Here is a 24,769-nt window from a genome sequence, read left to right as displayed (position 1 = left end):
GTCGGCTGGGACGATCTTGTAGTCGCCTGAGTCATGGGCCCCATATGACATCTGTCACCCGCCGGCCCGGGGCATCGCGCAACGCAAGGGCGCCCCGGTTACCGGGGCGCCCTTTGCGAGGATCAGGCGGCGGCGGTGGCCATCTTGCGCAGGCGGGCCAGCGCGTCGCGTTCGATGCGGCGCGCGCGGTCGCGGCCGATGCCGTAGCGTTCGCCCACCTCCGTGAGCGTGTGCTCGCGCCCGTCCACCAGCCCGTACCGCCAGCGCAGCATCTCGCTGGTGTGCCCCTCGAGCCCGGTCAGCCACTGGTCCAGGCGCTCGCGCTCCAGGATGTCGATGGCCTGCTGCTCGGGATCGGCCCACGTCTCGTCGGCGATCATGTCGCCGAGCTCCGTCTCGTCCTCGTCACCCACGCCGAGCTGGAGCGAGACCGGGTCGGACGCCCACCGCCGCAGCTCGCGCACGCGCTCGATCGGCAGGTCGAGTATCCCGGCGAGGTCGTCGTCGGTCGGCTCGGCGTCGAACTCGGCCAGCATGTCGCGCCGGACCCGCATCAGCCGGGTCATCTGCTCCCCCGCGTGCGTGGGCAGGCGTACCGGGCGGGCCTGCTCGTGGATGGCACGGCCCACCGACTGCCGGATCCACCACGTCGCGTACGTCGAGAACTTGTACCCCCGCCGGTAGTCGAACTTCTCGACAGCGCGCACCAGCCCGAGATTGCCCTCCTGCACCAAGTCGATCAGCGGCATCCCCCGCCCCGAGTATTTCCTGGCCACCGCCACCACCAGGCGCAGGTTGGCCTGGATGAACTCGTCCTTCGCCCGCTGGCCCGAGATGGCCAGACGCTCCAGCTCCTCGTCGGCCGCGTCCCCGATCCGCGGCTCCGAGCCCCCGCTGTCGAGCAGCTGCTCGGCGAAGAGACCCGCCTCTATCCGCTTGGCGAGCTCCACCTCTTCCTCCGCCGTGAGCAGCGGGACCCGGCCGATCTCAGCCAGATATGTCCCCAGCAGATCGCGCTCCGCGACGTGCTGCTCCTGCGTGCGACTCCCCGTAGGCCTTGCCATCCCCAGGCACCTCGTTCCGCAGCTGCGTTCTATACCCGGCCAACGTCCGGCCAGAAGCAAAGATTCCCTAAAGCACTACGTCCGAGGGATGGTTCTGGATGTCCTACTCAAGGAGGAGACCGTCGTGAAACACCTGGTGAACGAGGGGGACGCCGGGCCGGTAGGCCAGGTGTACATAGGAGGGGGCGTCGAGCACGACCACGTCCGCCCGGGCTCCGGGCCGCAGCCAGCCTACGTCCGTACGCCGTAGCGCGCGTGCCCCGCCGTACGTCGCCGCCCTGACCGCTTCCAGCGGCGTCATCCGCATCTCGCGTACGGCCAGCGCGACGCAGAACGCCATCGACGACGTGAACGACGACCCCGGGTTGCAGTCGGTCGCCAGCGCCACGGTCGCGCCCGCGTCGATCAGCCGCCGCGCGTCGGGGTACGGCGAGCGCGTCGAGAACTCGGCCCCCGGCAGCAGCGTCGCCACGGTGTCCGAGGAGGCCAGCGCCTCCACGTCGTCCGGCGTCAGGTGGGTGCAGTGGTCGGCGGAGGCCGCGCCCAGCTCGCAGGCGATCCGCACGCCTGGCCCCTCGCCGAGCTGGTTGGCGTGCACGCGCACCCCCAGCCCCGCCTTCAGCCCGGCGCCCAGGATCTCGCGCGTCTGGTCGCCGTCGAACGCCCCGCGCTCGCAGAAGACGTCCACCCATTTCGCGTACGGCGCGCACGCGTCGAGCATCTCGCCGGCGACGAGCCGTACGTAGGAGTCGGCGTCCATGTCCGCGGGCACGACGTGCGCCCCCAGGAACGTGGTCTCATCGGTCAGCCTGGCGGCGATCCGCAGCGAGCGCCGCTCGTCCGCGACGGTCAGGCCGTACCCGCTCTTGATCTCCACGGTGGTCGTGCCCTGGGCGAGCATCTCGTTCACCAGGCCCAGCGTGCGGGCGGCCAGCTCGGCGTCGCCGGCCCGCCGGGTGGCGGCGACCGTGGTCCTGATGCCGCCTCCCGTGTACGGCTCGCCGGACATGCGGGCCTGGAACTCGGCCGTCCGGTCACCGGCGAAGACCAGGTGGGCGTGGCTGTCCACGAAGCCGGGGATGACGGCCCGGCCCTCGACGTCCACGCGCTCGTCGGCGTCGGGAGCCCGCGACGACGGCCCGGCCCAAGCGACCACGTCGTCGTCCAGGACGAGGGCCGCGTCCTCGATCTCCTCGCGCTCGGGGTCGCCCGTGTAGAGCAGCCCGATCCCCTCGATCAGCGTCGTGGTCACCGCACACCCTCCATCGCCTCGGCCAGCAGGGATCCGACGTCGCCGAGCTCGTGCCGCCCGTCCGTGACGATCCGGCGGCCGCCGGAGACCACCGAGTGCACGTCCGCCGCCGTGGCCGCGAACACCACGGCCTCCAGCCCGCGCGTGCCCGCCGTACGCACGGAGTCGAGCCGTACCGACACCAGGTCGGCCCAGGCGCCGGGCACGAGCAGGCCCGCGTCGGGGAAGCCGAGCGAGGCGTGGCCCGCGCCCGTGGCGGCGGCGAGCAGCTCGGCGGCGCTCCAGTTGCCGCGCTTGCCGCTGCTCAGCCGCTCGTCCAGCTCCACGGCCCTGGCCTCCTCGAACAGGTCGATCATGGCGTGGCTGTCGGAGCCGAGCGTGAGCTGCGCGCCCCGGTCGGCCGCCGTCCTGGCCGGGCCGATGCCGTCGGCGAGGTCGCGTTCGGTGGTGGGGCACATGCAGATGTACGTGCCGGACTGGGCGATCAGCTCGATGTCCACGTCGGTCAGGTGGGTGGCGTGCACCGCGGTCGAGCGCGGGCCGAGGGCGCCCCGCTCGTGCAGCACCTGGACCGGCGTGGCCGCGTACATCTCCACGCACGCGGTGTTCTCCGCCGGCTGCTCGGACACATGCATGTGGAGCGGCGCCGCGAAGCGGTGGGAGAACTCGACCACGGCCGGCATCTGCTCGGGCGGCACCGCGCGTACCGAGTGGATGGCCGCGCCGATCTCCACGTCGGGCTGCCCCTCGTACGCCGCCGCCAGCTCCTCGGCCCTGGAGGCCCAGTCCTCCGCGGACCCGTCGGTGAAGCGCAGCTGCGCGCCGGAGAGCGGGGCGCCGATGCCGCCGGACAGGTAGCACGTGTCGAGCAGCGCGATGCGCAGGCCCGCGTCGCGGGCCGCGCGGACGAGGGCGTGGCCCATCGCGTTGGAGTCGTCGTACGGGCGGCCGTCCGGCGCGTGGTGCAGGTAGTGGAACTCGCCCACGCAGGTCACCCCGGCCAGCGCCATCTCGGCGTAGACGGCCGTGGCCAGCCGGAGGTAGGAGTCGGGGTCGAGCGCCGCCGCCACCTCGTACATCTGGTCGCGCCACGTCCAGAAGTCGCCTTTGCCCTCCTGGGCGCTGCCGCGAAGAGCGCGGTGGAAGGCGTGGGAATGGGCGTTGGCCAGTCCGGGGACGGTGAGCCCGGGCAGGCGCACGGCCGGGCCCGGCGGCCCCTGGCCGACGCTCGCGATCCTGGCGCCCTCGACCTCGATGAGCACGCCCTCCGCGACGCCGTCGGGCAGCCAGGCGTGCTCGCACCAGTAGGTCAGCGACACAGATCCTCCAGCACGTCCGCGAGTGCGATGACCCCCGCCTCGCAGTCTGCCTGCTCGGCGTGCTCGTGGGGAGAGTGGGACACGCCGGTGGGGTTCCTGACGAACAGCATCGCGCTCGGAACGCCCGCCGCGGCCAGGATTCCCGCGTCGTGGCCCGCGCCCGTGGGGAGGATCGGCGCGGGCGTGTCGCCCCCGGCCACCCGGGCCAGCCGCTCCCGGAGCGCCACGTCGAAGTCGACCACCGGCGTCCACGACTCCTCCCGGACCTCGACCCGCCCGCCTGCGCCGCCTGTGCCTGCGCCGGTGCCCGCGCCTGTGCCGGTGCCGGTGCCTGTGCCGGTGTCGCCGGCCGCTCCGGAGGACGCCTCGCGCTCCAGCTCGGCGACCAGGTCGCGGACGGCGCTCTCCTCCGCCCCGCGGGCGTCGAGCCAGGCCGAGACGAGGCCGGGGATCGCGTTGGCGTTGCCGGGCGAGACGCGTACCTTGCCCACCGTGGCCACCACCCCGCGCTCCGCCGCGGCCGTGCGGGCCGCCAGCACCATGCGGGCGAACGGCAGCATCGGGTCGTCCCGGTCGGCCAGCCGGGTGGTGCCCGCGTGGTCGGCCCGGCCCCGGAAGTCGAAGCGCCACCGCCCGTGCGGCCAGATCGCCCGGGCCACCCCGACGGGCCGCCCCTCGTCGACGAGGCCGCGGCCCTGCTCGACGTGGAGCTCCACGAACGTGCCGACCATGGCGAGCGTCTCGTCGTCCCGCCCTATCTCGTTCGCCGCCCGCCCCGCCTTCGTCAGCACGTCGGCCAGCGTGTCGCCGGAGTCGTCCGTGAGCGCGAGCGCCCTGTCGGGCCCCAGCACGCCCGTGAGCAGCCGCGACCCCATGCACGGCACCCCGAACCTGGCGCCCTCCTCGTCAGTGAAGCACGCCACGCCGACCGGCACGGCAGGCCGCGTCCCCCGTTGCCGGAGGAGATCCAGCGCCGCGAAGGCCGACACGACACCGAGCGGCCCGTCGTACGCGCCGCCCTGTCGTACGGAGTCGAGATGGCTCCCCGTGACCACCCCCGGGCGGTCGCGCGAGGGGGAGCCCCACCACGCCCAGAGGTTGCCGTTGCGGTCCTCGCGCAGGTCGAGCCCCCTGCGCCGGGCCTCGCCCGCGAACCACTCGCGCAGCTCCATGTCAGCGTCCGACCAGGCGTCCCTGACGTAGCCGCCGGTCGCCGGATCCCGTCCTATGTGCGCGAGTGGTTCAAGAAGCATGGCCCCAACTGTAGTGAATGGATCCATTCAGTTCACGGGGCCACCCCTGGGGCGCAGGGTCAGCTCGGTGAGGTGGGCGTCGGGACCCGCAGTGACGGCGGCGAGCACGGCCCGCGCCACGGTCTCCGGCTGGAGGTACTTCTCGGGCTCGAACGCGCCGCCCTCGTAGCGGCGCAGCTCGCGCTGCATGTCGGTGGCCGTACGGCCCGGGTAGACGGTGGTGACCCTGAGCTCGGGCTCCTCCAGCCGCAGCGCGTCGGCGAACGCCTTCAGCGCGAACTTGCTGGCGGCGTACGCGGCCCACTCGGGGTTGGCCCGCTGCCCCGATCCCGAGTTGACGCAGATCACGTGTCCTCCGGCCCTGCGCAGGGCGGGCAGCAGCAGCCTGGTCAGCTCGGCCACCGCGACGACGTTCACCTCCAGCGTCTGGCGCCACGCGTCGGCGGCCAGGTCGGCGATCCTGCCCATGCGGTTGATCCCGGCGCTGTGCACCAGCACGTCGAGCCGGTCGATCCCCGCGACGTCCGGCTCCGCGACCTCCGTCAGCTCCACCGGCCAGAGCCGCGCGTCGGGCAGCCCGGCCGCCACGGCGGCCAGCGACTCCTCGTCCCGGCCGTTGAGAATCACGTGATGCGTGGGGCCGAGGGCCTTGGCCACGGCCGCGCCGATCCCCCGTGAAGCGCCTGTGACCAGCGCCGTCGGTCGTTCACTCATGGAGATCAGCCTATTGGCGTTGACAGGTATTCAAATTTGAATACAAACTTGAGCGCATGTCTTCGACACGGATCTTGATTCTCGGCGCCCTGCTCGACGGCCCCATGAACGGGTACGGGGTTCGCAGGTGGCTGGAGGCGCTGAACACCGAGCGGTGGGCCAACATCGCCTTCGGGTCGATCTACCACGGGCTCGGCAAGATGGCCGACGAGGGCCTGCTGGAGATCGTGGAGCCGGGCAGGGGCGGCAAGGGCGTCTACGCGCTCACCGAGCTGGGCCGCGCGGAGTTCTACCGGCTGCTGATGGGTGCCTGGCACGAGGTCAGGCCGATCATCGACCCGTTCCAGGTGGCGCTGACGTTCATGGATCGGCTGGAAAAGCAGGAGATTCTGGACGCGCTCCATGGCAGGATGCAACGGCTCAGGATCGGCGTCGACAGCATGGAAAGCCTGTACGGCGTCAAGCAACGCTATGGCGCACCGCGACACATAGACGAGAACCTCCGCCTGACGAGAGCCATGCTCCAGGCCCAGCTCGAGTGGGTCGAGAAGGCGATCGGGCAGGTCGAGGCCGGCGAATTGCCGTAAGGAGCCGAACCCCCCAATGATCATCGAGGCACATGGTTTAAGAAAGACGTTCACCACCCGGAACAGGAAGGGCACGCAGACCGTCGAGGCGGTTCGCGGCGTGGACCTCGAGGTGGAGAAGGGCGAGATCTTCGGCGTGCTCGGGCCCAACGGCGCGGGCAAGACCACCACGATCAGGATGCTCGCCACGCTGATCACCCCGGACGCGGGCACGGCCACCGTCGCGGGTCACGACCTGCTCGAGGAGCCCGCCGCGGTGCGGACCAAGCTCGGGTACGTGAGCCAGGCCGGCGGCGTGGAGGACACCACGAGCGCCAGGGCTCAGATCATGATGGCCGCCAAGATCCACGCCATGGCGGATCCGAAGCGGGCCACCGCCGAGGTTCTGGAGCGCTTCGACCTGACCGAGATGGCCGACCGCCCCGGGCGTACCCTGTCGGGCGGGCAGAAGCGGCGCGTGGCCATCGCGCTCGGGCTGGTGCACAACCCGCCGCTGCTCTTCCTCGACGAGCCCACCACCGGCCTCGACCCGCAGAACCGCGCCAACCTCTGGGACCGCATCAGGCAGCTGCGCGAGTCCGGCACGAGCGTGCTGCTCAGCACCCACTACCTCGACGAGGCCGACGCGCTGTGCGACCGGCTGGTGATCGTCGACCATGGCCAGATCGTGGCCGAGGGCACCCCCGGCGAGCTCAAGCGCGAGGTCTCCGGCGACGTGATCACGCTCAGGGTGGACCAGCCCGAGCGGGCCGCCGAGACGCTCAAGCCGCTCGCCCGCGAGACCCGCGTCGACGAGGATTTCCTGCGCGTCTACGTGGACGACGGCGAGCACACGCTGCCCGCGCTGCTGCGGGCCCTGGAGGAGCAGGGCCTGAGCCTGAGCTCGATCGCGCTCGACCGGTCCACGCTCGACGACGTCTTCCTGGCCAAGACCGGCCGCACCCTCCGCGACGCTGGAGCCGCCGCATGATCCGCCACATCGCCCTGTTCACCGGCTACGAGCTGAAGAAGTCGTTCAGCAACCCGATCTGGCCGCTGTTCGGCATCATGCAGCCGGTGCTGTACCTGCTGATGTTCGCGCCGCTGCTGAAGTCGCTCACGCCGGGCGGCACGACGGCGGACGCGCTGCGGATGTTCACCCCGGCGTCGATGATGATGATCGCGGTCTTCGGCTCGCTCTTCTCCGGGTTCGGGCTGATCGCCGAGCTGCGTAACGGCTCGCTCGAACGGTACGCCGTCAGCCCCGCGTGGCGGCCGGCCATCGTGCTCGGGCGGGTGGCCAAGGACATGGTCGTGCTGGTGTGCCAGGCGATCCTCGTGCTGATCGTGGCGATCGCGATGGGCGTGCGCATCGGGGCCGTCGAGCTGCTGCTGGTGCTGCTGCTCATGGCCGCGACCGGGCTGTTCGCCTCGGGGCTGTCGCAGGGGCTCGCGCTGACCGTACGCGACGAGAACGGCATGTCGCAGACGCTCAACCTCTTCATGCTGCCGATCATGCTGCTGGCCGGGCTGTTCATCCCGATCTCGTTCGCGCCGGGCTGGATGCAGGCCGTCGCACCGATCAACCCGCTCTACCACGCGGTCGAGGCGGGGCGGGCGTTGTTCGCCGGGCGGCTGTCGGACTCGTCGATCCCGATCGCGTTCGCGGTGTTCATCGTGCTGGCGGTGCTCACCACGATCTGGTCGATGCGGTCGCTACGCAGGATCGCCGGGTAGGAACGTACCGGTCTCGTCGGTCATCCGCTCGTACTCCTCCAGCCGGGCCTGGGTGCGCAGCGGCGCCGCGTCGGCCATGGCCTCGACCAGGGCCATGGCCAGGGCCAGCGGCGCCGCGTGCGAATCGAACACGAGCCGGTCGCCGACGGGGGCGTCCAGCACGACCTCGGCCGGGAAATCGGATTTATCGGTTATGGCCGCCACGCGCAGGCCCAGCTTCTCCGCGTACTCCAGCGCCTGCACCGCCTCCGTCGGATACCGCGGCAGCACCACGGCCACCACCCACTCCGCGCCCGCCCTGCGGGCGGCGTGCAGCCCGTCCACCAGCTCCGACCCGCCGTGCGTGAGCAGCCGCACGTCGGGGTGGATGCGGCGGGCGTAGTAGGCGAAGGTGGTGGCCAGCCCGCACGAGACCCGCAGCCCCAGCACGGTCAGCGGCTCGGTGGCGGCCAGCTGCTCGCCCAGCTCTTTCAGCGGGAACGTCGACAGGCGCTCCCTGACGAGCGCGAGATTGCGGATCTCGCAGTCGATGGCCCCGCGCAGCAGACTCTCCTGCGGGCCCTCCACCCCGCCACCGCCCAGCACCAGCGGGCGCAGCGCCTGGCGCAGCTCGGGATACCCGGCGAACCCCAGCACCATGGCGAACCGGGTCACGGACGGCTGACTCACCCCTGCCCGCTCGGCCAGCTCCACGCTGGACAGGAAGATCGCCTCGTCGAGATGCTCGCTGAGGTACTGCGCGATCCTCCGTTGCACGGGCGACAGCCTCCGGCCATCCAGCAGCACACCCAGCCCACCGTGATATCCGTCCGCCACGCCCATCTCCAACGTCTCCCACCCCACATCTCATCCCGCTCGAAGGCCACAATCACCCCACCGCCCCCAGGCCGACGAGCGACCACCCGCCGCCTGCCGGCAGTGCGCGCCGCCTGTCCTGCCCCCCACCCCACCGGCGCACTCATGGGGCGCCGCGTCGGCGAGACGCTGTGCGGCCGCGACCGGCGCAACGCGAGCGGCGCCAGCCACCGAAGCACGACGGCCTCCCTCCGAGCGCCGTATCGGCGAGGGGCGTGCGGCGGAGCCCGGCGCGACGCGGACCGCGGGCCAGGGTCAGGACTCGCGCATCGGGATGCGGACGCCGCGGGTGGCGGCCACCTCGGCGGCCTCCTCGTACCCCGCGTCCACGTGCCGCATGACCCCCGTCCCAGGGTCGTTGGTCAGCACCCGGTTCAGCTTCTCCCCCGCCAAGGCGGTCCCGTCGGCCACCGTCACCTGGCCGGCGTGGATGGAGCGCCCGATGCCGACCCCGCCGCCGTGGTGGATGGAGACCCAGGCCGCCCCCGAGGCGGTGTTCAGCATGGCGTTGAGCAGCGGCCAGTCGGCGATCGCGTCAGAGCCGTCGGCCATGGCCTCGGTCTCGCGGTACGGCGAGGCCACGGACCCGCTGTCGAGGTGGTCGCGCCCGATCACGATGGGCGCCCGCAGCTCACCGGAGGCCACCATGTCGTTGAAGCGCTCCCCGGCGACGTTGCGCTCGCCGTACCCGAGCCAGCAGATCCGCGCCGGCAGCCCCTGGAAGTGCACCTTCTCCCCGGCCTTCCTGATCCACCGCGAGAGGCCCTCGTTCTCGGGGAAGAGCTCCAGGATGGCCCGGTCGGTGGCGGCGATGTCGGCGGGATCGCCGCTCAGCGCGGCCCACCGGAACGGCCCCTTGCCCTCGCAGAACAGCGGCCTGATGTACGCGGGCACGAACCCCGGGAAGTCGAAGGCCCGCCCGTATCCGGCCAGTCGTGCCTCGCCCCGGATGGAGTTGCCGTAGTCGAAGACCTCCGCCCCCGCGTCCTTGAACCCCACCATCGCCTCCACGTGCCGCGCCATCGAGTCCCGCGCCCGCTCCGTGAACCCCGCGGGATCCTTGTCCCGCTCCGAGGCCATGTCCTCGAAGGCGACCCCCAGCGGCAGGTACATCAGCGGATCGTGCGCCGAGGTCTGGTCGGTGACGATGTCGATCTCGGCGCCGCGCGCCAGCAGGGCGGGCACGGCCTCGGCCGCGTTCGCCACGACCCCGATGGACAGGGGCTCGCGGGCGTCGCGCGCCGCGTACGCCAGCCGCAGCGCCTCGTCCAGCGACGCGGCCTCCACGTCGAGGTAGCGGTGCTCGATCCGCCGGGCGACCGAGCGCGGGTCGCAGTCGATGCAGATGGCCACCCCGCCGTTCATGGTGACGGCCAGGGGCTGGGCTCCGCCCATCCCGCCGAGCCCGGCCGTCAAGGTGACCGTCCCGGCCAGCGAACCGCCGAAGCGTTTGTCGGCCACCGCCGCGAACGTCTCGTACGTGCCCTGGAGGATGCCCTGCGTGCCGATGTAGATCCACGAACCGGCCGTCATCTGCCCGTACATGGTCAGCCCGGCCGCCTCCAGCCGCCGGAACTCCTCCCAGTTGGCCCAGTCGGGCACCAGGTTGGAGTTGGCGATGAGCACCCGGGGCGCCCACTCGTGGGTGCGGAACACACCCACCGGGCGCCCCGACTGCACCAGCAGGGTCTCGTCGCCCTCGAGCGTCGTCAGCGTCCTGACCAGCGCGTCGAACGACGCCCAGTCACGCGCCGCCTTGCCCGAACCGCCGTAGACGACGAGCTGCTCGGGGTGCTCGGCGACCTCCGGGTCCAGATTGTTCTGGAGCATGCGGAGCGCCGCCTCCTGCGGCCATCCCTTGGCGGTGATCGTCGTGCCTCGTGGCGCGCGCACGCTGCGGCTCATCGTGACCCTCCTGAATGAATACATTCATCTATGTCACCGCAGAGTACAACGGACCGCGTTCAGCGGTCCGTTGCAGGTAGCAGACAGAGTCCGCACCTACATCGGCTCAACTCACAAGGAACTGGGTGGCGGCCAGTTCCCGGTAGAGCTCGTCCTCGCCGACCAGCGAGGCGTGCGTCCCGACCGCCCGTACGCCGCCGCCTTCCATGACCACGATCCGGTCCGCGTTCGTGACGGTGGACAGCCGGTGGGCGATCACCAGCACGGTGGTCTCCTGGGCCACCTCGGCGATGACCTCGCGCAGCCGCAGCTCGTTGACCGCGTCGAGCTGCGAGGTGGCCTCGTCGAGCAGCAGCAGCCTGGGCTTGCGCAGCAGCGCCCTGGCGATGGCCACCCGCTGGCGCTCGCCGCCCGACAGCAGCACGCCGCGGTGCCCGACCGGCGTCTCCAGCCCTTCGGGCAGCCTGGCCACCAGGTCGTCGAGCCTGGTACGGGCGATGGCCCGGCGCAGCTCCTCCTCGGTGGCGTCCTGGGCGGCGAAGAGCAGGTTCTCCCGGAGCGTTCCCGCCAGCACGGGAGCGTCCTGCTCGACGTACCCCAGCGCGGCCCGCAGCTCGCCCAGCGGCCAGTCGCGGATGTCGCGCCCGCCGATCTCGATCTTCCCGTTCTGGTGGTCGTAGAAGCGTTCGAGCAGCGCGAACACCGTCGACTTGCCCGCACCTGACGGCCCCACCAGCGCGGTCAGCCCGCCTGGCGTCACCTCGAAGCTGACCCCGTCGTGCACGATCGGCCGGTCGTCGCCGTACCTGAAGACGACGTTCTCGAACGTCACCCCGACCGGCTCCGCGGCGCCCGCGACGGCGGCGTCGGCCGGCTCGGCGGGCAGGTCCTCGATCTCCTTGATCCGCTTCATCGCCGCCAGCCCCTGCTGGAGCTGCACCCCGCCCTGGACGAGCTGCCCGATCGGCGGCACGAGGTAGAAGAGGTACAGCAGGAACGCGATCAGCGACGACACCTCGAGCGCGCCCGAGGAGACCCTGGCCCCGCCGATGGCCAGCACGGCCAGGAACGCGATCTGCACCGACATCCACGTCGCCACTCCCGCGAGCGACGTCCACCCGGCGACCTGCAGCCCCCTGTCGCGGGCTCGCGTCGCGGCCTCGCCCACCACCGCGATCTCCCGCTCCTCCGCGCCACTGGCCTTCACGGTCCTGTACGCCTGCAGCGCCCGGTCCAGCACGGCGCCCATCTCGCCCACGGCCTCCTGGGCCTGGCTCTGCGCCCGCTGGATCCTCGGCATGATCAGCGCGACCAGCCCGCCGACCACCACCACCACGAGCAGCGTGACCAGCAGCAGCACGGCGTCCATGGTCGCCATCATGACGATGGCCCCGACCAGCATGAACGCGGCGCTGACGGACTCCACGATCCCGTTGGTCAGCACGGAGCGGAGCAGCGTCGTGTCACCGGTCACCCGCGACAGCAGATCGCCCGGCTTGAGCCGGTCCACGTCCGCGACCTTGAGCCGCAGCATCCGGTCGACCAGCCTGCGCCTGGCGCCGAGCACGATGCCCTCGCCCGTGCGCTCCATCAGGTAGCTTCCACCGGCCGACACGACCGCGCCGATCAACACCGCCGCGGTCAGCCCTAACAGCGGACCGGCCATCGATCCTGCCTTGCCGAACGCGTCCACGACGTACTTGGCCAGCAACGGCATGGCGAGGCCCGCGGCCGAGCCGATCAGACCCAGCAGGCCGCCCAGGAACAGGATCTTCCGGTGCGGGCGGATGTAGGCGAGCAACTCCTTGACCACCACGTCTCCTCTCACGACATATCCCGACTTGTCTCCAACGAACGGGACGGCGGGATCCGCACCGCCCTGCAGAGTCAACCTAAATTGACGACCAAAGTATGTCAACTTTGGTTGACCCTCATTCCTGAGGAGGAGACCGACATCCGGAGGCGGCCCACAGACGAATAGGGCGTCGAGGAACCCGGCCGGAACCTCGCACCACCTGATCAGCCCTTCGAAAGGACCGAAGATGGAGCTCCGGATCAACCGGCGCGCTCTAGTCGGGCTTGGCCTCGCCGCAGCGGTCGCCGCGTCGTCGTTGGCCGTGCTCCGTACCGACTCCGGCATCGCTTCCTCGCACCGCGAGGCGCCCATGATCGCGGGCGACCCGCAGCACGACAACACGGACGTGTACGCGTTCGTGAGCCCCGACAAGGCCGACACGGTGACCTTGCTGGCGAACTGGATCCCGTTCGAGGAGCCCCACGGCGGCCCGAACTTCTACCCGTTCGCCACGAGGTCCCGGTACAACATAAAGATCGACAACGACGGCGACGCCAGGCCCGACATCACCTACGAGTGGACGTTCCGCAACGAGGACAAGCGCGGCACCACCACGTTCCTCTACAACAACGGCCCCGTCACCTCGCTCGACGACCCGAACCTGCTCTTCCGCCAGCGCTACACGCTCAAGAAGATCACCCCGGAGGGCACCAGGACGCTGGTCGGCGACGGCGTCGTCGCGCCGAGCAACGTCGGCCCGGCCTCCATGCCCGACTACGGCACCCTGCGCGCCCAGTCCCTCAGGAGCCTGCCCGGCGGCGGCAAGGTGTTCGCCGGGCAGTCGGACGAGGCGTTCTTCCTCGACCTGCGCGTGTTCGACCTGCTCTACGGCGGCAACCTGTCCGAGGTCGGCCAGGACACCGCCAAGGGCTACAACGTCAACACCGTGGCCATCCAGGTGCCCGCCAAGGAGCTGGCGCTCAAGGGCGACGTCAAGCGCAACCCCGTGATCGGCATCTGCTCGACGACCGACAAGTTCAACGGCAGCAGGTACGTCCAGGTCTCGCGCCTGTGCAACCCGCTGGTGAACGAGGTCGTCTCGCCCGCCGGGCTCAAGGACGCCTTCAACGCCCTGCCCCCGGAGAAAGACGCCGACGTGGCGCCGCTGGTCAAACGGGTCACCGACCCCGAGGTGGCCAGGCTGCTCGAGGCCGTCTACGGCATCAAGGCCCCCGCGACCCCGCGGAACGACCTGGTCGAGATCTTCCTGACCGGCATCGCCAAGCAGAACGGCCCGATCAAGGCCGACCTCAACTCGCAGGTGCTCAACAAGGACGCGGGCAAGCTGCGCCCCTCCGAGATGCTGCGGCTGAACATGGCGGTCCCGCCCGCCAAGGACCCGAACCGCCTCGGCGTGCTGGCCGGTGACCTGCAGGGGTTCCCGAACGGCCGCCGTCTCTCCGACGACGTCGTGGACATCGCGCTGCAGGCCGTGGCCGGCGCCGCGCTGACCGGCAAGCTCGTGCCAGGGCTGACGGACAAGGTGGACGGGAACGACAAGCCGTTCCTCCAGTCGTTCCCGTACATCCCGCTGCCCAGCAACGTCGCGGTGAACCGGCGCTGACTCCCTGACCGGCCTGCTCCCTCTCCAAGCAGGCCGGTCCGCCCCCGGCGGCAGGCTTCCCGTCTCCCATCGTCTGCCGCCGGCCAACGGCCGGCCGTCCGTGGTCCCCGTCACGGCCGGCCGGCCGTCACCCCTTGAGGTCCCTCAGCACTGGAGCCTTGGACATGCGTTCCCTCGCCGTACTCGCCGGACTGGCCCTCCTCGGGGCCATGGCCTTCACGATCTTCTCGTTCTCGGCGGCGCCCTCGGAGCAGCCGGTGGCGCAGGCCGCGCCGGCCGCCGAGACGCTGCAGGAGCGGCTCAGGCGGCTGCCGGGCGACTACCGCGGCTGGGCCGAGCTCGCCTCCCAGTACGTCGACCAGGCCAGGATCACCGGCGACCCGTCGTACTACACCAAGGCGGAAGGCGCGATCGCCACGGCCGCCAAGCTCAGGGCCGGCGACGACGCGGTGCTCACCGGTCAGGCGGCGCTCGCCGCGGGCCGCCACGAGTTCGCCGACGCGGTACGCCTGGCCGAGCGCGCAGCGAGCGCCAACCCGTACGGCGCGGCGGCCTACGGCGTGCTGGCGGACGCGAGGACGCAGCTCGGGGATTTGCGCGGGGCGCAGCGGGCCGTGGACCGGATGATGGACCTGCGGCCCGGGGTGGCCGCGTTCGCCCGCGCCTCGTACGCGGCCGAGCTCCGCGGCGACCTGGCCGGCGCCCGGAAATATCTGGACATGGCGGAGAACGACGCCTGGTCGCCCGCCGACGTCGCCTACGCCCGCTACTACCTGGGCGAGCTGGCGCTCCACTCCGGCGACCTCGCCACAGCGGCCGACTGGTACGCCAAAGCCCTGCAGGCGTACCCCGCCTACCCGCCGGCGCTCGCGGGCCAGGCCAGGACCGCCGCGCTGAGCGGCCGCCTGACCGAGGCGCTGACCCTGTACGACACCGTCGTCGAACGCCTGCCGCTCCCGCAGTACCTGATCGAGCAGGGCGAGACCCGGATCAAGGCGGGTCAGACCCCCGACTGGACGCTGCTCAGGGCGCAGCGCAAGCTGTTCCAGGCCGCGGGCGTGCGCGACGACCTGACCTGGGCCGAGTTCGAGGCCGACCACGGGGACCCGGCGTCGGCCGTCGAGCACGCCAGAGCCGAGTACGCCCGCAACCCGAACCTCGTCGCCGCCGACGCCCTGGCCTGGGCCCTGTTCAAGGCCGGCAGGCCGGCCGAGGCGCTGCCGTACGCGAAGAAGGCCACCGCCACCGGCTGGCGCAACCCGCTGCTGACCTACCACCGCGCCAAGATCGAACAGGCGCTCGGCCGGCCCGTCAAGGTGGACGCCGGCTTCGACCCGACGCTTCCCGCATTGGCGAGGTTCTCATGAGAGCGGTCCGGCTCGTCCTGCTGTCCCTCTGCGCGAGCCTCTGGCTCGCCACCGGCAGAGCGGAGGCCGCTCCCGTGACGCTGCACCCGCTCGGCAACTTCACCGTCAACCACTACAACGGCCTGAGCGTCTTCCCCTCCGAGATACGCAACCTCGCCGTCGTGGACCTGGCCGAGCTGCCGACGCTGCAGGCCCGGCCCCAGGTGGACGGCTCGTACGCGGCCCGCCGCTGCGCCGCGCTGGCCGCCGCCCAGCGGCTCGAGGTGGCGGGCAGCGCGGTGCCGTGGCGCGTGGCCGGCTCCTCCTTCGCGTACGGCCCCGGCCAAGGGGGCCTCCAGACCAGCCGCCTGTCCTGCCGGCTCGTGGCCGCAGTCCGCGCCACGAAGGCGGTGGAGTTCACGGACGGGTTCGAGCAGGACAGGATCGGCTGGCGCGAGATCACCACCGTGGGCGACGGGGTGCGGCTGGTCCGCTCCTCGGTGCCCTCCGTGAGCGCGAGCAGGGAGTTGCACGCGTACCCCGACGACCTGCTGGCGAACCCGCTCGACCAGCGCACCGCGACGCTGACCGTCGCCCCCGGCCCGAGCCTGCCCGCCGCCGGGGCTCCCGGCGGCGGCACGGTGCCGGGCGGGATCGGGGGTCCGATTGGTGACGCCTTGGGCGCCCTGGACCGGATGTTCACAGGGCTGATCGGCTCCGACGCGCTGACGGTCCCGCTCGGGCTGCTGGCGGTGGGGCTGGCCGTGGTGCTCGGGGCCGGGCACGCGCTGATCCCGGGGCACGGCAAGACCATCATGGCCGCGTACCTGGCGGGGCGGCGCGGGCGGCCCCGCGACGCGCTCGTGGTGGGCGCGACGGTGACGGCCACGCACACGGTCGGGGTGCTGGTGGTGGGGCTGCTGCTGAGCGTGTTCACGGCGCTGGCGGGCGAGTCGGTGCTGGCCTGGCTGGGGGTGGCCAGCGGCGCCCTGATCGCCGCCATCGGCCTCCGCCTCCTCCTGAACGCCCGCCGCCGCCCCGGCTCCGGCCTCCACGGGCACGGGCACGGTCACGGCCACGGACATGGGCACGGACATGGGCATGGGCACCGCGATGAGGGTGAGTACAGGGGCGAACGAGGGACAAAACGGGCAAGCCTGGTGGGCCTCGGCATCGCGGGCGGGCTCGTCCCCAGCCCCTCGGCCCTCGTCGTGCTCCTCGGGGCCATCGCGCTCGGCCGCACCTGGTTCGGCGTGGCGCTGGTGACCGCCTACGGCCTCGGCATGGCGGCCACCCTCACCGTCACCGGCCTGCTCCTGGTCAAGCTCGTGGACCGCCTGGAACGACGCGCCTCAGCGGGCCGCCGCCTGGCCGCCAGGCTCTCCGGCCTGGCCCCGGTGGGCACGGCCGCGATGGTGGTGCTGCTCGGCGCGGGCCTGGCCCTCCGCTCGGTCGCCACCCTCTAGCGTCCGTACGCCTGCGCCCTTATAGTCATGTCCATGACTACTCATGGACATGACTATCCATGGCTCTGAGGCACGCCGTGCTGGCGGCCCTGCTCGGCGGCGAGTACAGCGGCTACCAGCTCACCAAGATCTTCGACGTCGGCGTCTCCAACTTCTGGTACGCCGCCCCCCAGCAGCTCTACGCGGAGCTGACCAAGCTGGAGGCCCAAGGGTTGATCGCGGGCCGGGAGGTCGTCCAGACCGGCCGTCCCAACAAGCGGGTGTTCACGGTCACCGAGGCCGGGGCCGCCGAGCTGGCGTCCTTCGCCGCGACCCCGCCCAAGCCCCTCCTCATCCGCGACGACCTCGCCGTCAAAGTGCACGCCGTGGACCACGTCGACCCTGGGCCCGTGATCGAGCAGCTCAAGGAGCGGGCCGAGGAGGCGGCGGCCAAGCTCGCCTTGTTCGAGCAGATCCTCCTCCGCATGCGCGGCGACCAGGACGAGGAGACGTTCCTGCACCAGGGCGAGCACGTGGGCCCGTACCTCTCCTGCCTGGCGGGCTGCCGCCTGGAGCGCGAGATGCGCGACTGGTGCCTGGAGACCGCCCGGACGCTGGCCGAACGAGCAGCCCACACACGGAGGACGAACTCATGACGTATGCCCGTTACGTAGCGATCGGCGACAGCCAGACCGAGGGGCTCGGGGACGGCGACGACGTCGCCGGCCACCGCGGCTGGGCCGACCGGCTCGCCGAGCACCTGGCCCGCGCCAACCCCGGCCTCCACTACGCCAACCTCGCGGTCCGCGGCCGCCAGGCGGCCCAGATCCGGGACGAGCAACTGCCCGCCGCCCTCGCCCTCCGTCCCGACCTAGTCACGGTCATGGCAGGCATGAACGACATCATCCGGCCCGGCTTCGACGCCGCCAGGGTGGCGGGCATCGTGGCGGACATGATCGCCCAGCTGACCGCCGCGGGCGCGCACGTGGTGACCATGACCTTCCCCGACTTCTTCAGGATCGCTCCGCTGGCCCGCCCGCTCCGGCCCAGGCTGCTCGACTTCAACGCCCGCATCCGCGAGGCCGCCGCCCGTCCCGGGGTCACGCTGGTGGACACGTTCCCGCTCGACTACATCGTGGACGCCCGCATGTGGAGCGTCGACCGGCTGCACGCGAGCCCGATCGGCCACACCCGCTTCGCCGCCGGCGTCGCGCACGCCCTCGGCCTGCCCGGCAGCGACGACACGTGGACGGCGCCCCTGCCGCCACTGCCCGTCCCGGGCGCATTGCGTGCGGCGTCGGCGGAGGTGCGCTGGCTGGCCGCCTTCGCCGGCCCCTGGATCGGCCGCCGCCTCCGCGGCCGCTCCTCCGGCGACGGCCGCACCGCCAAACGCCCACTGCTCACGCCGATGATCGGCGGCGATCAGTCGATGCCAGGCAGATCCGGATCGTCGTAGTCCGCCCGTCGTAGTGCACCTTGGCGAGGCTTTCGAGCGCGCGGAAGGAGTACAGGTGGCTCACGGAGGCGACATCGACGATGTCGCGCGCGTGGCTCCGCTCGTGCAGGGCACACACCTTCAGCCCGACCGCGCCGTCGAGCCCCAGCACCTCGGCCACGTCGGCCGTCGGCAGCTCCATGGCGGCATCGAGCCCCTCATAGGCCATGCTCACGTATGCCGACGGCCACGCCGCGTGGAAGGCAGATCATGACGCCCGGAGAGGAACTCCTGGAAGGCGATCTTGACCTTGATCACCGGCCGCCGCCACCGCTCCTCCCGCCGGATGGCCTTGGCCATCTTGCGCGGTGACTTCTTGGTGAAGAACCAGCGGGCCCAGGGGGAGTCGGGGCGGGCCAGCCGTACCGCTCCCACCAGCAGCATCGGCGGGACGAACAGGCCCGCCATCCCCGTCCAGATCTTCCCCTTGAGCAGCGTGATGACGGCCAGCAGGAGATTGGCCACGATCAGCACGGCAGGGTTGACCGGCGTGCCGTAGTCCCAGGTCAGAGGGCGCAGGCCGATGAGGAGCAGGCCGGTGACGGCGACCGCGATGAAGACCGCGTCCACCGAGGTGCGCCCCTCCTCCTCCCAGTACACGTCGTGCAGGTGCAGGATCAGCGCGAACTCGTCCAGCACGAGCGCGGACCCGATGCCGAAGATGCAGGCCGCGGCCGCGTAGCCGGGCTGCGAGGCGGAGGAGACGATGAGCCCGGAGACGCCGCCGACCAGCATCAGCACGACGCCGAACACGACGTGGTGGATGTGCATCTCGCCCACGTTCACGTTGCGGAACCAGCCGACCTTCGCCCTGATCAGGCGGACGTTGATGCGGGTGGCGATGAACGCCACGATGAGCGTGACGAAGTAACAGAACAGCGGCAGCCGTCCTGTGGAAACAATGCTCTGCTCGAACCAGCGCTCCATGACTCTAGAAAGAGATGTTACGAGCCGTCCGCCCGTTCCATGAATCAGGAGAGGAATGCCCGCAAAAGAGCTGCCGTGCCCTCCAGGTGCTCGCTCACTGCCCGGCGGGCCGCGTCAGGGTCGCCGGCGAGCACGGCGTCCACGATGGCCTGGTGCTGCACGGCGGCGTGCTCGAGGTTGACCTGGAGCATCGGGATCGCGTTCAGCAGGTCGCTGACCCGCGAGCGGGCGTCGGCGCACGCCGTGGCGAGCAGGGTCGAGCCGGTCAGCTCGGCGATGGACAGGTGGAAGGCCGTGTCGAGGCGGCGGTAGTCCTCGATCGGGGCCGCGTTCAGGTCCGCCAGGCGGCGGAGGAGCACGTCCCGCTTCTCGTCCGTGAGGCCGGAGGAGGCCAGCACCTGCGCCGCCCCGCACTCCACCGCCAGGCGGAACGTGAGCGCGTCCGACAGGTCGTCCCTGCCCATCTCGGCCACGACCTGCCGCAGGTCGCCGGGATCGGGCTTGGGCGGTACGTACGTGACAAATGCCCCGCCGTAGCGGCCACGGCGCACGTCGAGATAGCCGGCGTCCGACAGCGCGCGGATGGCCTCGCGCAAGGTGACCCTGCTGATGCCGAGCTGGACGGCAAGCTCGCGCTCGGGCGGCAGCTTGTCGCCGGGCGCGACCACGCCGAGCTTGATCGCCTGGAGCAGCCGTTCCACGGTCTCCTCGAAGGCGTTGCCGGCCCGCACCGGCCGTAACACCGTCATCAAACGCGCCGACTCGTCCAACGTGTCCTCAGGTCTTGACAAGAGATCCCGCAATACACCTCAATGGTCTAACACTAGCCCAATCAGCGGGGATGGGAGCGGGACAGCGTGAGCGAGGGATCGAGCACCGGGTTCCTTTCCGTCAGCGAGCTGCGCGACGAGGTGGCGGCCGGGCGCATCGACACCGTCCTCCTCGCGATCGCCGACATGCAGGGCAGGTTGCAGGGCAAGAGACTGTCCGCACGCTATTTCCTCGACGAGGTGCTGCACCACGGCTCCGAGGGCTGCAATTACCTGCTGGCCGTGGACGTGGACATGAACACCGTCTCCGGGTACGCCATGTCGTCCTGGGAGCGGGGCTACGGCGACTTCGTCATGAAGCCGGACCTGGCGACGTTGCGCCGGGTGCCGTGGCACGAGGGGACCGCGATGCTGATGGCGGACCTGGGCTGGGAGGGCGGCGGCGACGTGACCGCCTCGCCCCGGCAGATCCTGCGCAGGCAGCTCGCCCGCCTCGCCGAGCGCGGCCTGGCCGCGTACGTGGGCACCGAGCTGGAGTTCTGCGTGTACGAGGACACGTACGAGGACGCGTGGAAGCGCGGCTACCGCGACCTGTCCCCCGCCAACCTCTACAACGTCGACTACTCGCTCCTCGGCACCTCCCGCATCGAGCCGCTGCTCAGGCGGATCAGGCGGAGCATGGAAGGCGCCGGCCTGTACGTCGAGTCCGCCAAGGGCGAATGCAACCTGGGCCAGCACGAGATCGCCTTCCGCTACGACGAGGCGCTCAGGACCTGCGACCACCACGTCATCTACAAGACCGGCGCCAAGGAGATCGCCGCCCAGGAGGGCAAGTCGATCACCTTCATGGCCAAGCCCAACCAGCGCGAGGGCAATTCCTGCCACATCCACATCTCACTGCGGAGCAGCGAGGGCGATCCGGTGATGGCGGGCGAGGGGCCGTACGGGCTCTCCCCGCTCGGCGCCCGCTTCGTCGCCGGTCAGCTCGCCTGCCTGCGCGAGCTCACCCTCATGTACGCGCCCAACATCAACTCCTACAAGCGCTACGTCCCCGGCAGCTTCGCGCCCACGGCCGTCAAGTGGGGCGTGGACAACCGCACCTGCTCGCTGAGGCTGGTCGGCCACGGCCTGTCGCTGCGCGTCGAGAACCGGGTCCCGGGCGGCGACGTCAACCCGTACCTCGCGGTGTCCGCGCTGATCGCGGCCGGGCTGCACGGCATCGACAACGAGTTGCCGCTGGAGAGCGCGTACGAGGGCAACGCCTACGACTCCGGCGCCGAGACCGTCCCCCACACGCTGCGCGACGCGCTGGCGCTGTTCGAGGGGTCGAAGCTGGCGCGTGAGACGTTCGGCGAGGATGTGGTCGAGCACTACGCGAACAACGCGCGGGTGGAGCTGGCCGCGTTCGACGCGGCGGTCACCGATTGGGAGCTTTTCCGTGGTTTCGAGCGGATGTGAATGGGGCGCATGAAGATCGTTAATCCGGCCACGGAGGACGTCGTGGCCGACGTCGAACTGGCCGACGCCGCCGAGGTCGACCGGGCCGTGGAGCGTGCCAGGAAGGCGTACGAGAGCTGGCGGAAGGTGTCGCCGGGCGACCGGGCGCGGCTGCTGCGCAGGTTCGCGGACCTGGTGGACGAGCACGGCGAGGAGCTGGCGCTCCTGGAGCTGGCCAACGCCGGCCACCCGATCGGCAACGCCCGCTGGGCCGCCGGCAACGTGCGTGACGTGCTCCACTTCTACGCCGGCGCCCCCGAACGCGATCACGGCAGGCAGATCCCGGTGCCCGGGGGCGTGGACATCACGTTCCAGGAGCCGCTGGGCGTCGTCGGTGTCATCGTGCCGTGGAACTTCCCTATGATGATCATGTCCTGGGGCATGGCCCCGGCGCTCGCGGCCGGCAACACGGTGATCGTCAAACCGGCCGAGTGGACCCCGCTGACCGCGCTGAGGCTGGCCGAGCTGGCCCTCGCCGCGGGCCTCCCCGAGGGGGTGCTCCAGGTTCTGCCTGGGGCAGGGGAGGTGGCGGGTGCCCGCCTCGTGGAGCACCCCGGCGTGGCGAAGATCGTGTTCACCGGCTCGACCGAGGTGGGCAAGGAGATCGCCGCCAAGGCGGCGCGGCACGTCAAGCGGGTCACGCTGGAGCTGGGCGGCAAGTCCGCGAACATCGTCTTCGCGGACGCCGATCTCGAGAAGGCCGCGGCAACCGCCCCCTACGCCGTTTTCGACAACTCCGGCCAGGACTGCTGTGCCCGGTCCCGGCTCCTCGTCCAGGCCGAGGTGTACGACGCGTTCATGGACCGCCTGGCGACGGCCGTACGCGGCGTCAAGGTCGGCGACCCGCTCGACGAGAGCACCGAGATGGGCCCGCTGATCAGCGCCGAACACCTCGACCGCGTGCGCGGCTTCGTCCGCGGCACCCCCTACCTGCAGGGAGCCTGCCCCGACGGCAAGGGCTACTGGTTCCCGCCGACCGTGCTGACGCCCGAGGTGACGGACCCGGCGTTCACCGAGGAGATCTTCGGGCCGGTCGTGTCGGTGGTGCGCTTCCAGGACGAGGCCGAGGCCGTACGGATCGCGAACGACACCCCCTACGGCCTGAGCGGCTCCATCTGGACCCGGGACGTCGGGCGGGCGCTCCGCGTGGCCAGGGCGGTCGAGGCGGGCAATCTGTCGGTCAACTCGCACTCGTCGGTCCGCTACTGGACGCCGTTCGGCGGCTTCAAGCAGTCCGGGCTCGGCAGGGAACTCGGCCCCGACGCCCTGGCGGCGTTCACCGAGACCAAGAACGTCTTCATCTCCTGGGAGTGAATGCAGTGCAGCGTTTGCAGGATCGGGTGGCGGTCATCACCGGTGCGGGCAGCGGCATCGGGCTGGCCACCGTGCGCAGGTTCGCCGAGGAGGGCGCCAAGGTCGTCTGCGTGGACATCGACGAGGAGGCGGGGGTCAAGGCGGCGAACGAGGTCGGCGGCCTCTTCGTCAAGGCCGACGTGACCAGCGAGGACGATGTCGTCAGGATGTTCCAGACGGCCTTCGACACCTACGGCAGCGTGGACATCGCCTTCAACAACGCGGGCATCTCGCCGCCCGACGACGACTCCATCCTGGAGACCGGCATCGACGCCTGGCGCCGGGTCCAGGAGGTGAACCTCACCAGCGTCTACCTCTGCTGCAAGCACGTCATCCCGTACATGCGGCGGCAGGGCAAGGGCTCGATCATCAACACCGCGTCCTTCGTGGCGGTCATGGGCTCGGCGACCTCGCAGATCTCGTACACGGCCTCCAAGGGCGGGGTGCTCGCGATGACGCGCGAGCTGGGCGTGCAGTTCGCCAGGGAGGGCATCAGGGTGAACGCGCTCTGCCCCGGGCCGGTGAACACGCCCTTGCTGCAGGAGCTGTTCGCCAAGGACCCGGAGCGGGCACAGCGGCGGCTGGTGCACATCCCCGTCGGGCGCTTCGCCGAGGCGTCGGAGATCGCGGCGGCGGTGGCGTTCCTGGCCAGCGACGACGCGTCGTTCATCACGGGCAGCGAGTTCCTGGTGGACGGCGGCATCTCCGGCGCGTACGTCACGCCGCTCTAGCTCTGGGAGATCATGGTGCAGCGTCCCGTCATCGGCATCACGTCGTACGTCGAGCCGGCGAACTTCACGGTCTGGGCGGACATGACCGTGGCGCTCCTGCCGTACATGTACGTGGAGCAGGTCGTACGCGCCGGCGGGCAGCCGGTCGTGCTGCCGCCGGCCGGCGAGCCCGCGCAGGTCGTGGGCCGCCTGGACGGGCTCGTTCTGGCCGGTGGCGGGGACATCGACCCGGCGAGGTACGGCGAGCCGCCTGGGGAACACACCGGCTATATCCGGAAATTTCGTGATGAGGCGGAGTTCGCCCTGATCGGCGCGGCCCTCGACGCGGGCCTGCCGTACCTGGGCATCTGCCGCGGCCTCCAGGTGCTCAACGTCGCCCTCGGGGGCAGCCTCCACCAGCACCTCCCCGACGTGGTCGGGCACACGGACCACGCCCCCGCGCCCGGCCGCTTCGGCCCGCTGCCCGTCACCGCCGTGCCCGGCACCCGCGTGGCCAAGGCGCTGGGCACCGGGCCCGTGACGGTCCCCCACTACCACCACCAGGCCATCGACCGCCTCGCGCCCGGCCTCACGGTCGGCGCGACCGCCGACGACGGCACGATCGAGGCGGTCGAGCTGGACTCGGCGCCCTTCGCCGTGGCCGTGCAGTGGCACCCGGAGGCCGCTGAGGACTGCGCGCTCTTCGAGGCCCTCGTCGCCGCCTGCTGACCGCAGGGTCCACAGCGACCGGACGGAAAGCCACCATTCGCCAGAGCGGTTCGTGAGAGGCCGGAACGCGACAACACCCCCATCACCGCACTAGGCTGACGAACATCACCGGCAAAACCGCGCGGGAGAGCACCCTGACATCCGGTCAGGGTCCCTGAAGGAGCAAGCCCTCCCCGCAAACCTCTCAAGGCAAAGGACCGCGCGGTATCCGAGTGAGAAATCTGCCAAGTGGACTGCCGCTACGGACATCGCGGGCACGACGATAGGGCGGCAGTCCGCTTGAGACAGGTTTCTTACTCGGCGGGTGACCTCTGGAAAGCAGGCCTGCGCGGCCTCGCCGAAGGTGAAAGTCCGGCAAAACTCGGGCGAAGCTCTCAGGCATCGACGACAGAGGGGGAGGATGCTGGCATCCG

Annotated in this window: 23 protein-coding genes and 2 riboswitches; of the genes, 12 read left to right on the top strand and 11 right to left on the bottom strand. The window is 71.1% G+C overall.

Annotation, left to right across the window (positions count from 1 at the left end):
* Positions 1-122: 122 nt before the first annotated feature.
* The 5 genes from AB0J64_RS07035 to AB0J64_RS07015 all read right to left on the bottom strand — a co-directional run bounded on the left by AB0J64_RS07035 (position 123) and on the right by AB0J64_RS07015 (position 5,602).
* Complete coding sequence (locus tag AB0J64_RS07035; RefSeq protein ID WP_364021905.1) at positions 123-1,064, bottom strand: sigma-70 family RNA polymerase sigma factor; 942 nt, start codon at positions 1,062-1,064, stop codon at positions 123-125.
* A 103-nt stretch (positions 1,065-1,167) separates the two neighbouring features.
* Complete coding sequence (gene hutI, locus AB0J64_RS07030) at positions 1,168-2,316, bottom strand: imidazolonepropionase (RefSeq protein ID WP_364021902.1); 1,149 nt, start codon at positions 2,314-2,316, stop codon at positions 1,168-1,170.
* On the bottom strand, positions 2,313-3,635 hold the full coding sequence (locus AB0J64_RS07025) for a formimidoylglutamate deiminase (protein ID WP_364021899.1): 1,323 nt from the start codon (positions 3,633-3,635) through the stop codon (positions 2,313-2,315). Before AB0J64_RS07025 ends, hutI begins: the two co-directional genes overlap by 4 nt.
* Complete coding sequence (locus AB0J64_RS07020) at positions 3,626-4,888, bottom strand: allantoate amidohydrolase (protein ID WP_364021896.1); 1,263 nt, start codon at positions 4,886-4,888, stop codon at positions 3,626-3,628. Before AB0J64_RS07020 ends, AB0J64_RS07025 begins: the two co-directional genes overlap by 10 nt.
* 27 nt (positions 4,889-4,915) lie before the next feature.
* Entirely contained in the window at positions 4,916-5,602 is a 687-nt protein-coding gene (locus tag AB0J64_RS07015) for an SDR family oxidoreductase (protein ID WP_364021893.1), read from the bottom strand.
* A 56-nt stretch (positions 5,603-5,658) separates the two neighbouring features.
* On the opposite strand from AB0J64_RS07015, the gene AB0J64_RS07010 reads away from it, so the two are divergent.
* Genes AB0J64_RS07010 through AB0J64_RS07000 form a run of 3 tightly spaced genes read left to right on the top strand, consistent with a single transcriptional unit; the run spans position 5,659 to position 7,905 of the window.
* Positions 5,659-6,189, top strand: coding sequence for a PadR family transcriptional regulator (locus AB0J64_RS07010; RefSeq protein ID WP_364021890.1), 531 nt, complete (start codon positions 5,659-5,661; stop codon positions 6,187-6,189).
* A gap of 16 nt (positions 6,190-6,205) precedes the next feature.
* Complete coding sequence (locus AB0J64_RS07005) at positions 6,206-7,159, top strand: ATP-binding cassette domain-containing protein (protein WP_364021887.1); 954 nt, start codon at positions 6,206-6,208, stop codon at positions 7,157-7,159.
* Positions 7,156-7,905: an ABC transporter permease gene (locus AB0J64_RS07000; protein ID WP_364021884.1), complete on the top strand. Its 750-nt coding sequence runs from the start codon at positions 7,156-7,158 to the stop codon at positions 7,903-7,905. The genes AB0J64_RS07005 and AB0J64_RS07000 overlap by 4 nt, the downstream gene beginning before the upstream one ends.
* Here the strand turns inward: AB0J64_RS07000 and AB0J64_RS06995 are convergent.
* From AB0J64_RS06995 to AB0J64_RS06985, 3 genes are all read right to left on the bottom strand, one after another.
* The gene (locus AB0J64_RS06995) at positions 7,885-8,721 is read right to left on the bottom strand and encodes a MurR/RpiR family transcriptional regulator (protein ID WP_364021881.1); all 837 of its coding nucleotides are present in this window, start codon (positions 8,719-8,721) and stop codon (positions 7,885-7,887) included. The two genes, AB0J64_RS07000 and AB0J64_RS06995, sit on opposite strands and share 21 nt — an antisense overlap.
* A gap of 294 nt (positions 8,722-9,015) precedes the next feature.
* On the bottom strand, positions 9,016-10,665 hold the full coding sequence (hutU, locus tag AB0J64_RS06990) for a urocanate hydratase (RefSeq protein ID WP_364021878.1): 1,650 nt from the start codon (positions 10,663-10,665) through the stop codon (positions 9,016-9,018).
* Between the two features lie 106 nt (positions 10,666-10,771).
* Complete coding sequence (locus AB0J64_RS06985) at positions 10,772-12,493, bottom strand: ABC transporter ATP-binding protein (RefSeq protein WP_364021875.1); 1,722 nt, start codon at positions 12,491-12,493, stop codon at positions 10,772-10,774.
* A gap of 214 nt (positions 12,494-12,707) precedes the next feature.
* Here AB0J64_RS06985 and AB0J64_RS06980 point away from each other — a divergent pair, with 214 nt between their 5' ends.
* The 5 genes from AB0J64_RS06980 (at position 12,708) to AB0J64_RS06960 (ending at position 18,331) form a co-directional block, all read left to right on the top strand.
* Positions 12,708-14,084: a DUF4331 domain-containing protein gene (locus tag AB0J64_RS06980; RefSeq protein WP_364021872.1), complete on the top strand. Its 1,377-nt coding sequence runs from the start codon at positions 12,708-12,710 to the stop codon at positions 14,082-14,084.
* 164 nt (positions 14,085-14,248) lie between these two features.
* Positions 14,249-15,451, top strand: coding sequence for a tetratricopeptide repeat protein (locus AB0J64_RS06975; protein ID WP_364021870.1), 1,203 nt, complete (start codon positions 14,249-14,251; stop codon positions 15,449-15,451).
* Complete coding sequence (locus tag AB0J64_RS06970; RefSeq protein WP_364021867.1) at positions 15,448-16,896, top strand: sulfite exporter TauE/SafE family protein; 1,449 nt, start codon at positions 15,448-15,450, stop codon at positions 16,894-16,896. Before AB0J64_RS06975 ends, AB0J64_RS06970 begins: the two co-directional genes overlap by 4 nt.
* Positions 16,897-16,955: 59 nt before the next feature.
* The gene (locus AB0J64_RS06965) at positions 16,956-17,531 is read left to right on the top strand and encodes a PadR family transcriptional regulator (protein WP_364021865.1); all 576 of its coding nucleotides are present in this window, start codon (positions 16,956-16,958) and stop codon (positions 17,529-17,531) included.
* The gene (locus tag AB0J64_RS06960) at positions 17,528-18,331 is read left to right on the top strand and encodes an SGNH/GDSL hydrolase family protein (RefSeq protein ID WP_364021862.1); all 804 of its coding nucleotides are present in this window, start codon (positions 17,528-17,530) and stop codon (positions 18,329-18,331) included. Before AB0J64_RS06965 ends, AB0J64_RS06960 begins: the two co-directional genes overlap by 4 nt.
* On the opposite strand, the gene AB0J64_RS06955 is transcribed toward AB0J64_RS06960, so the two are convergent.
* From AB0J64_RS06955 to AB0J64_RS06945, 3 genes are read right to left on the bottom strand one after another with little or no spacing between them, the layout of a single operon-like run.
* On the bottom strand, positions 18,276-18,545 hold the full coding sequence (locus AB0J64_RS06955) for a hypothetical protein (RefSeq protein ID WP_364021859.1): 270 nt from the start codon (positions 18,543-18,545) through the stop codon (positions 18,276-18,278). The two genes, AB0J64_RS06960 and AB0J64_RS06955, sit on opposite strands and share 56 nt — an antisense overlap.
* Complete coding sequence (locus AB0J64_RS06950; RefSeq protein ID WP_364021856.1) at positions 18,542-19,297, bottom strand: hypothetical protein; 756 nt, start codon at positions 19,295-19,297, stop codon at positions 18,542-18,544. Before AB0J64_RS06950 ends, AB0J64_RS06955 begins: the two co-directional genes overlap by 4 nt.
* A gap of 44 nt (positions 19,298-19,341) precedes the next feature.
* Positions 19,342-20,046, bottom strand: a complete 705-nt coding sequence (locus tag AB0J64_RS06945) for an FCD domain-containing protein (RefSeq protein WP_364021853.1) — start codon at positions 20,044-20,046, stop codon at positions 19,342-19,344.
* A gap of 108 nt (positions 20,047-20,154) precedes the next feature.
* Here AB0J64_RS06945 and AB0J64_RS06940 point away from each other — a divergent pair, with 108 nt between their 5' ends.
* The 4 genes from AB0J64_RS06940 to AB0J64_RS06925 are packed head-to-tail and all read left to right on the top strand — an operon-like array spanning position 20,155 to position 24,356.
* Positions 20,155-21,525, top strand: coding sequence for a glutamine synthetase family protein (locus AB0J64_RS06940; RefSeq protein WP_364021850.1), 1,371 nt, complete (start codon positions 20,155-20,157; stop codon positions 21,523-21,525).
* Between the two features lie 9 nt (positions 21,526-21,534).
* Positions 21,535-22,878, top strand: coding sequence for an aldehyde dehydrogenase family protein (locus AB0J64_RS06935; protein WP_364021847.1), 1,344 nt, complete (start codon positions 21,535-21,537; stop codon positions 22,876-22,878).
* Positions 22,879-22,883: 5 nt separating this feature from the next.
* Complete coding sequence (locus AB0J64_RS06930) at positions 22,884-23,648, top strand: 3-oxoacyl-ACP reductase (protein ID WP_364021844.1); 765 nt, start codon at positions 22,884-22,886, stop codon at positions 23,646-23,648.
* Between the two features lie 12 nt (positions 23,649-23,660).
* The gene (locus tag AB0J64_RS06925) at positions 23,661-24,356 is read left to right on the top strand and encodes a gamma-glutamyl-gamma-aminobutyrate hydrolase family protein (protein ID WP_364021841.1); all 696 of its coding nucleotides are present in this window, start codon (positions 23,661-23,663) and stop codon (positions 24,354-24,356) included.
* Positions 24,357-24,468: 112 nt separating this feature from the next.
* Positions 24,469-24,566: riboswitch (glycine riboswitch) on the top strand.
* Positions 24,567-24,657: 91 nt separating this feature from the next.
* Positions 24,658-24,757, top strand: a riboswitch (glycine riboswitch).
* The last annotated feature ends 12 nt before the right edge of the window (positions 24,758-24,769 follow it).

It is taken from the genome of Nonomuraea sp. NPDC049695 (assembly GCF_040674955.1).
Classification (GTDB): Bacteria; Actinomycetota; Actinomycetes; order Streptosporangiales; family Streptosporangiaceae; genus Nonomuraea; species Nonomuraea helvata.
This window is presented reverse-complemented; position numbering and strand designations above follow the sequence as displayed.

Excerpts from the sequence above, each read along its gene's own strand:
- AB0J64_RS07035 (WP_364021905.1), bottom strand. The coding sequence starts at position 1,064 with ATGGCAAGGCCTACGGGGAGTCGCACGCAGGAGCAGCACGTCGCGGAG.
- AB0J64_RS07020 (WP_364021896.1), bottom strand. The coding sequence starts at position 4,888 with ATGCTTCTTGAACCACTCGCGCACATAGGACGGGATCCGGCGACCGGC.
- AB0J64_RS07015 (WP_364021893.1), bottom strand. The coding sequence starts at position 5,602 with ATGAGTGAACGACCGACGGCGCTGGTCACAGGCGCTTCACGGGGGATC.
- AB0J64_RS07010 (WP_364021890.1), top strand. The coding sequence starts at position 5,659 with ATGTCTTCGACACGGATCTTGATTCTCGGCGCCCTGCTCGACGGCCCC.
- AB0J64_RS07005 (WP_364021887.1), top strand. The coding sequence starts at position 6,206 with ATGATCATCGAGGCACATGGTTTAAGAAAGACGTTCACCACCCGGAAC.
- AB0J64_RS07000 (WP_364021884.1), top strand. The coding sequence starts at position 7,156 with ATGATCCGCCACATCGCCCTGTTCACCGGCTACGAGCTGAAGAAGTCG.
- hutU (WP_364021878.1), bottom strand. The coding sequence starts at position 10,665 with ATGAGCCGCAGCGTGCGCGCGCCACGAGGCACGACGATCACCGCCAAG.
- AB0J64_RS06980 (WP_364021872.1), top strand. The coding sequence starts at position 12,708 with ATGGAGCTCCGGATCAACCGGCGCGCTCTAGTCGGGCTTGGCCTCGCC.
- AB0J64_RS06975 (WP_364021870.1), top strand. The coding sequence starts at position 14,249 with ATGCGTTCCCTCGCCGTACTCGCCGGACTGGCCCTCCTCGGGGCCATG.
- AB0J64_RS06970 (WP_364021867.1), top strand. The coding sequence starts at position 15,448 with ATGAGAGCGGTCCGGCTCGTCCTGCTGTCCCTCTGCGCGAGCCTCTGG.
- AB0J64_RS06965 (WP_364021865.1), top strand. The coding sequence starts at position 16,956 with ATGGCTCTGAGGCACGCCGTGCTGGCGGCCCTGCTCGGCGGCGAGTAC.
- AB0J64_RS06960 (WP_364021862.1), top strand. The coding sequence starts at position 17,528 with ATGACGTATGCCCGTTACGTAGCGATCGGCGACAGCCAGACCGAGGGG.
- AB0J64_RS06950 (WP_364021856.1), bottom strand. The coding sequence starts at position 19,297 with ATGGAGCGCTGGTTCGAGCAGAGCATTGTTTCCACAGGACGGCTGCCG.
- AB0J64_RS06945 (WP_364021853.1), bottom strand. The coding sequence starts at position 20,046 with ATGACGGTGTTACGGCCGGTGCGGGCCGGCAACGCCTTCGAGGAGACC.
- AB0J64_RS06935 (WP_364021847.1), top strand. The coding sequence starts at position 21,535 with ATGAAGATCGTTAATCCGGCCACGGAGGACGTCGTGGCCGACGTCGAA.
- AB0J64_RS06925 (WP_364021841.1), top strand. The coding sequence starts at position 23,661 with ATGGTGCAGCGTCCCGTCATCGGCATCACGTCGTACGTCGAGCCGGCG.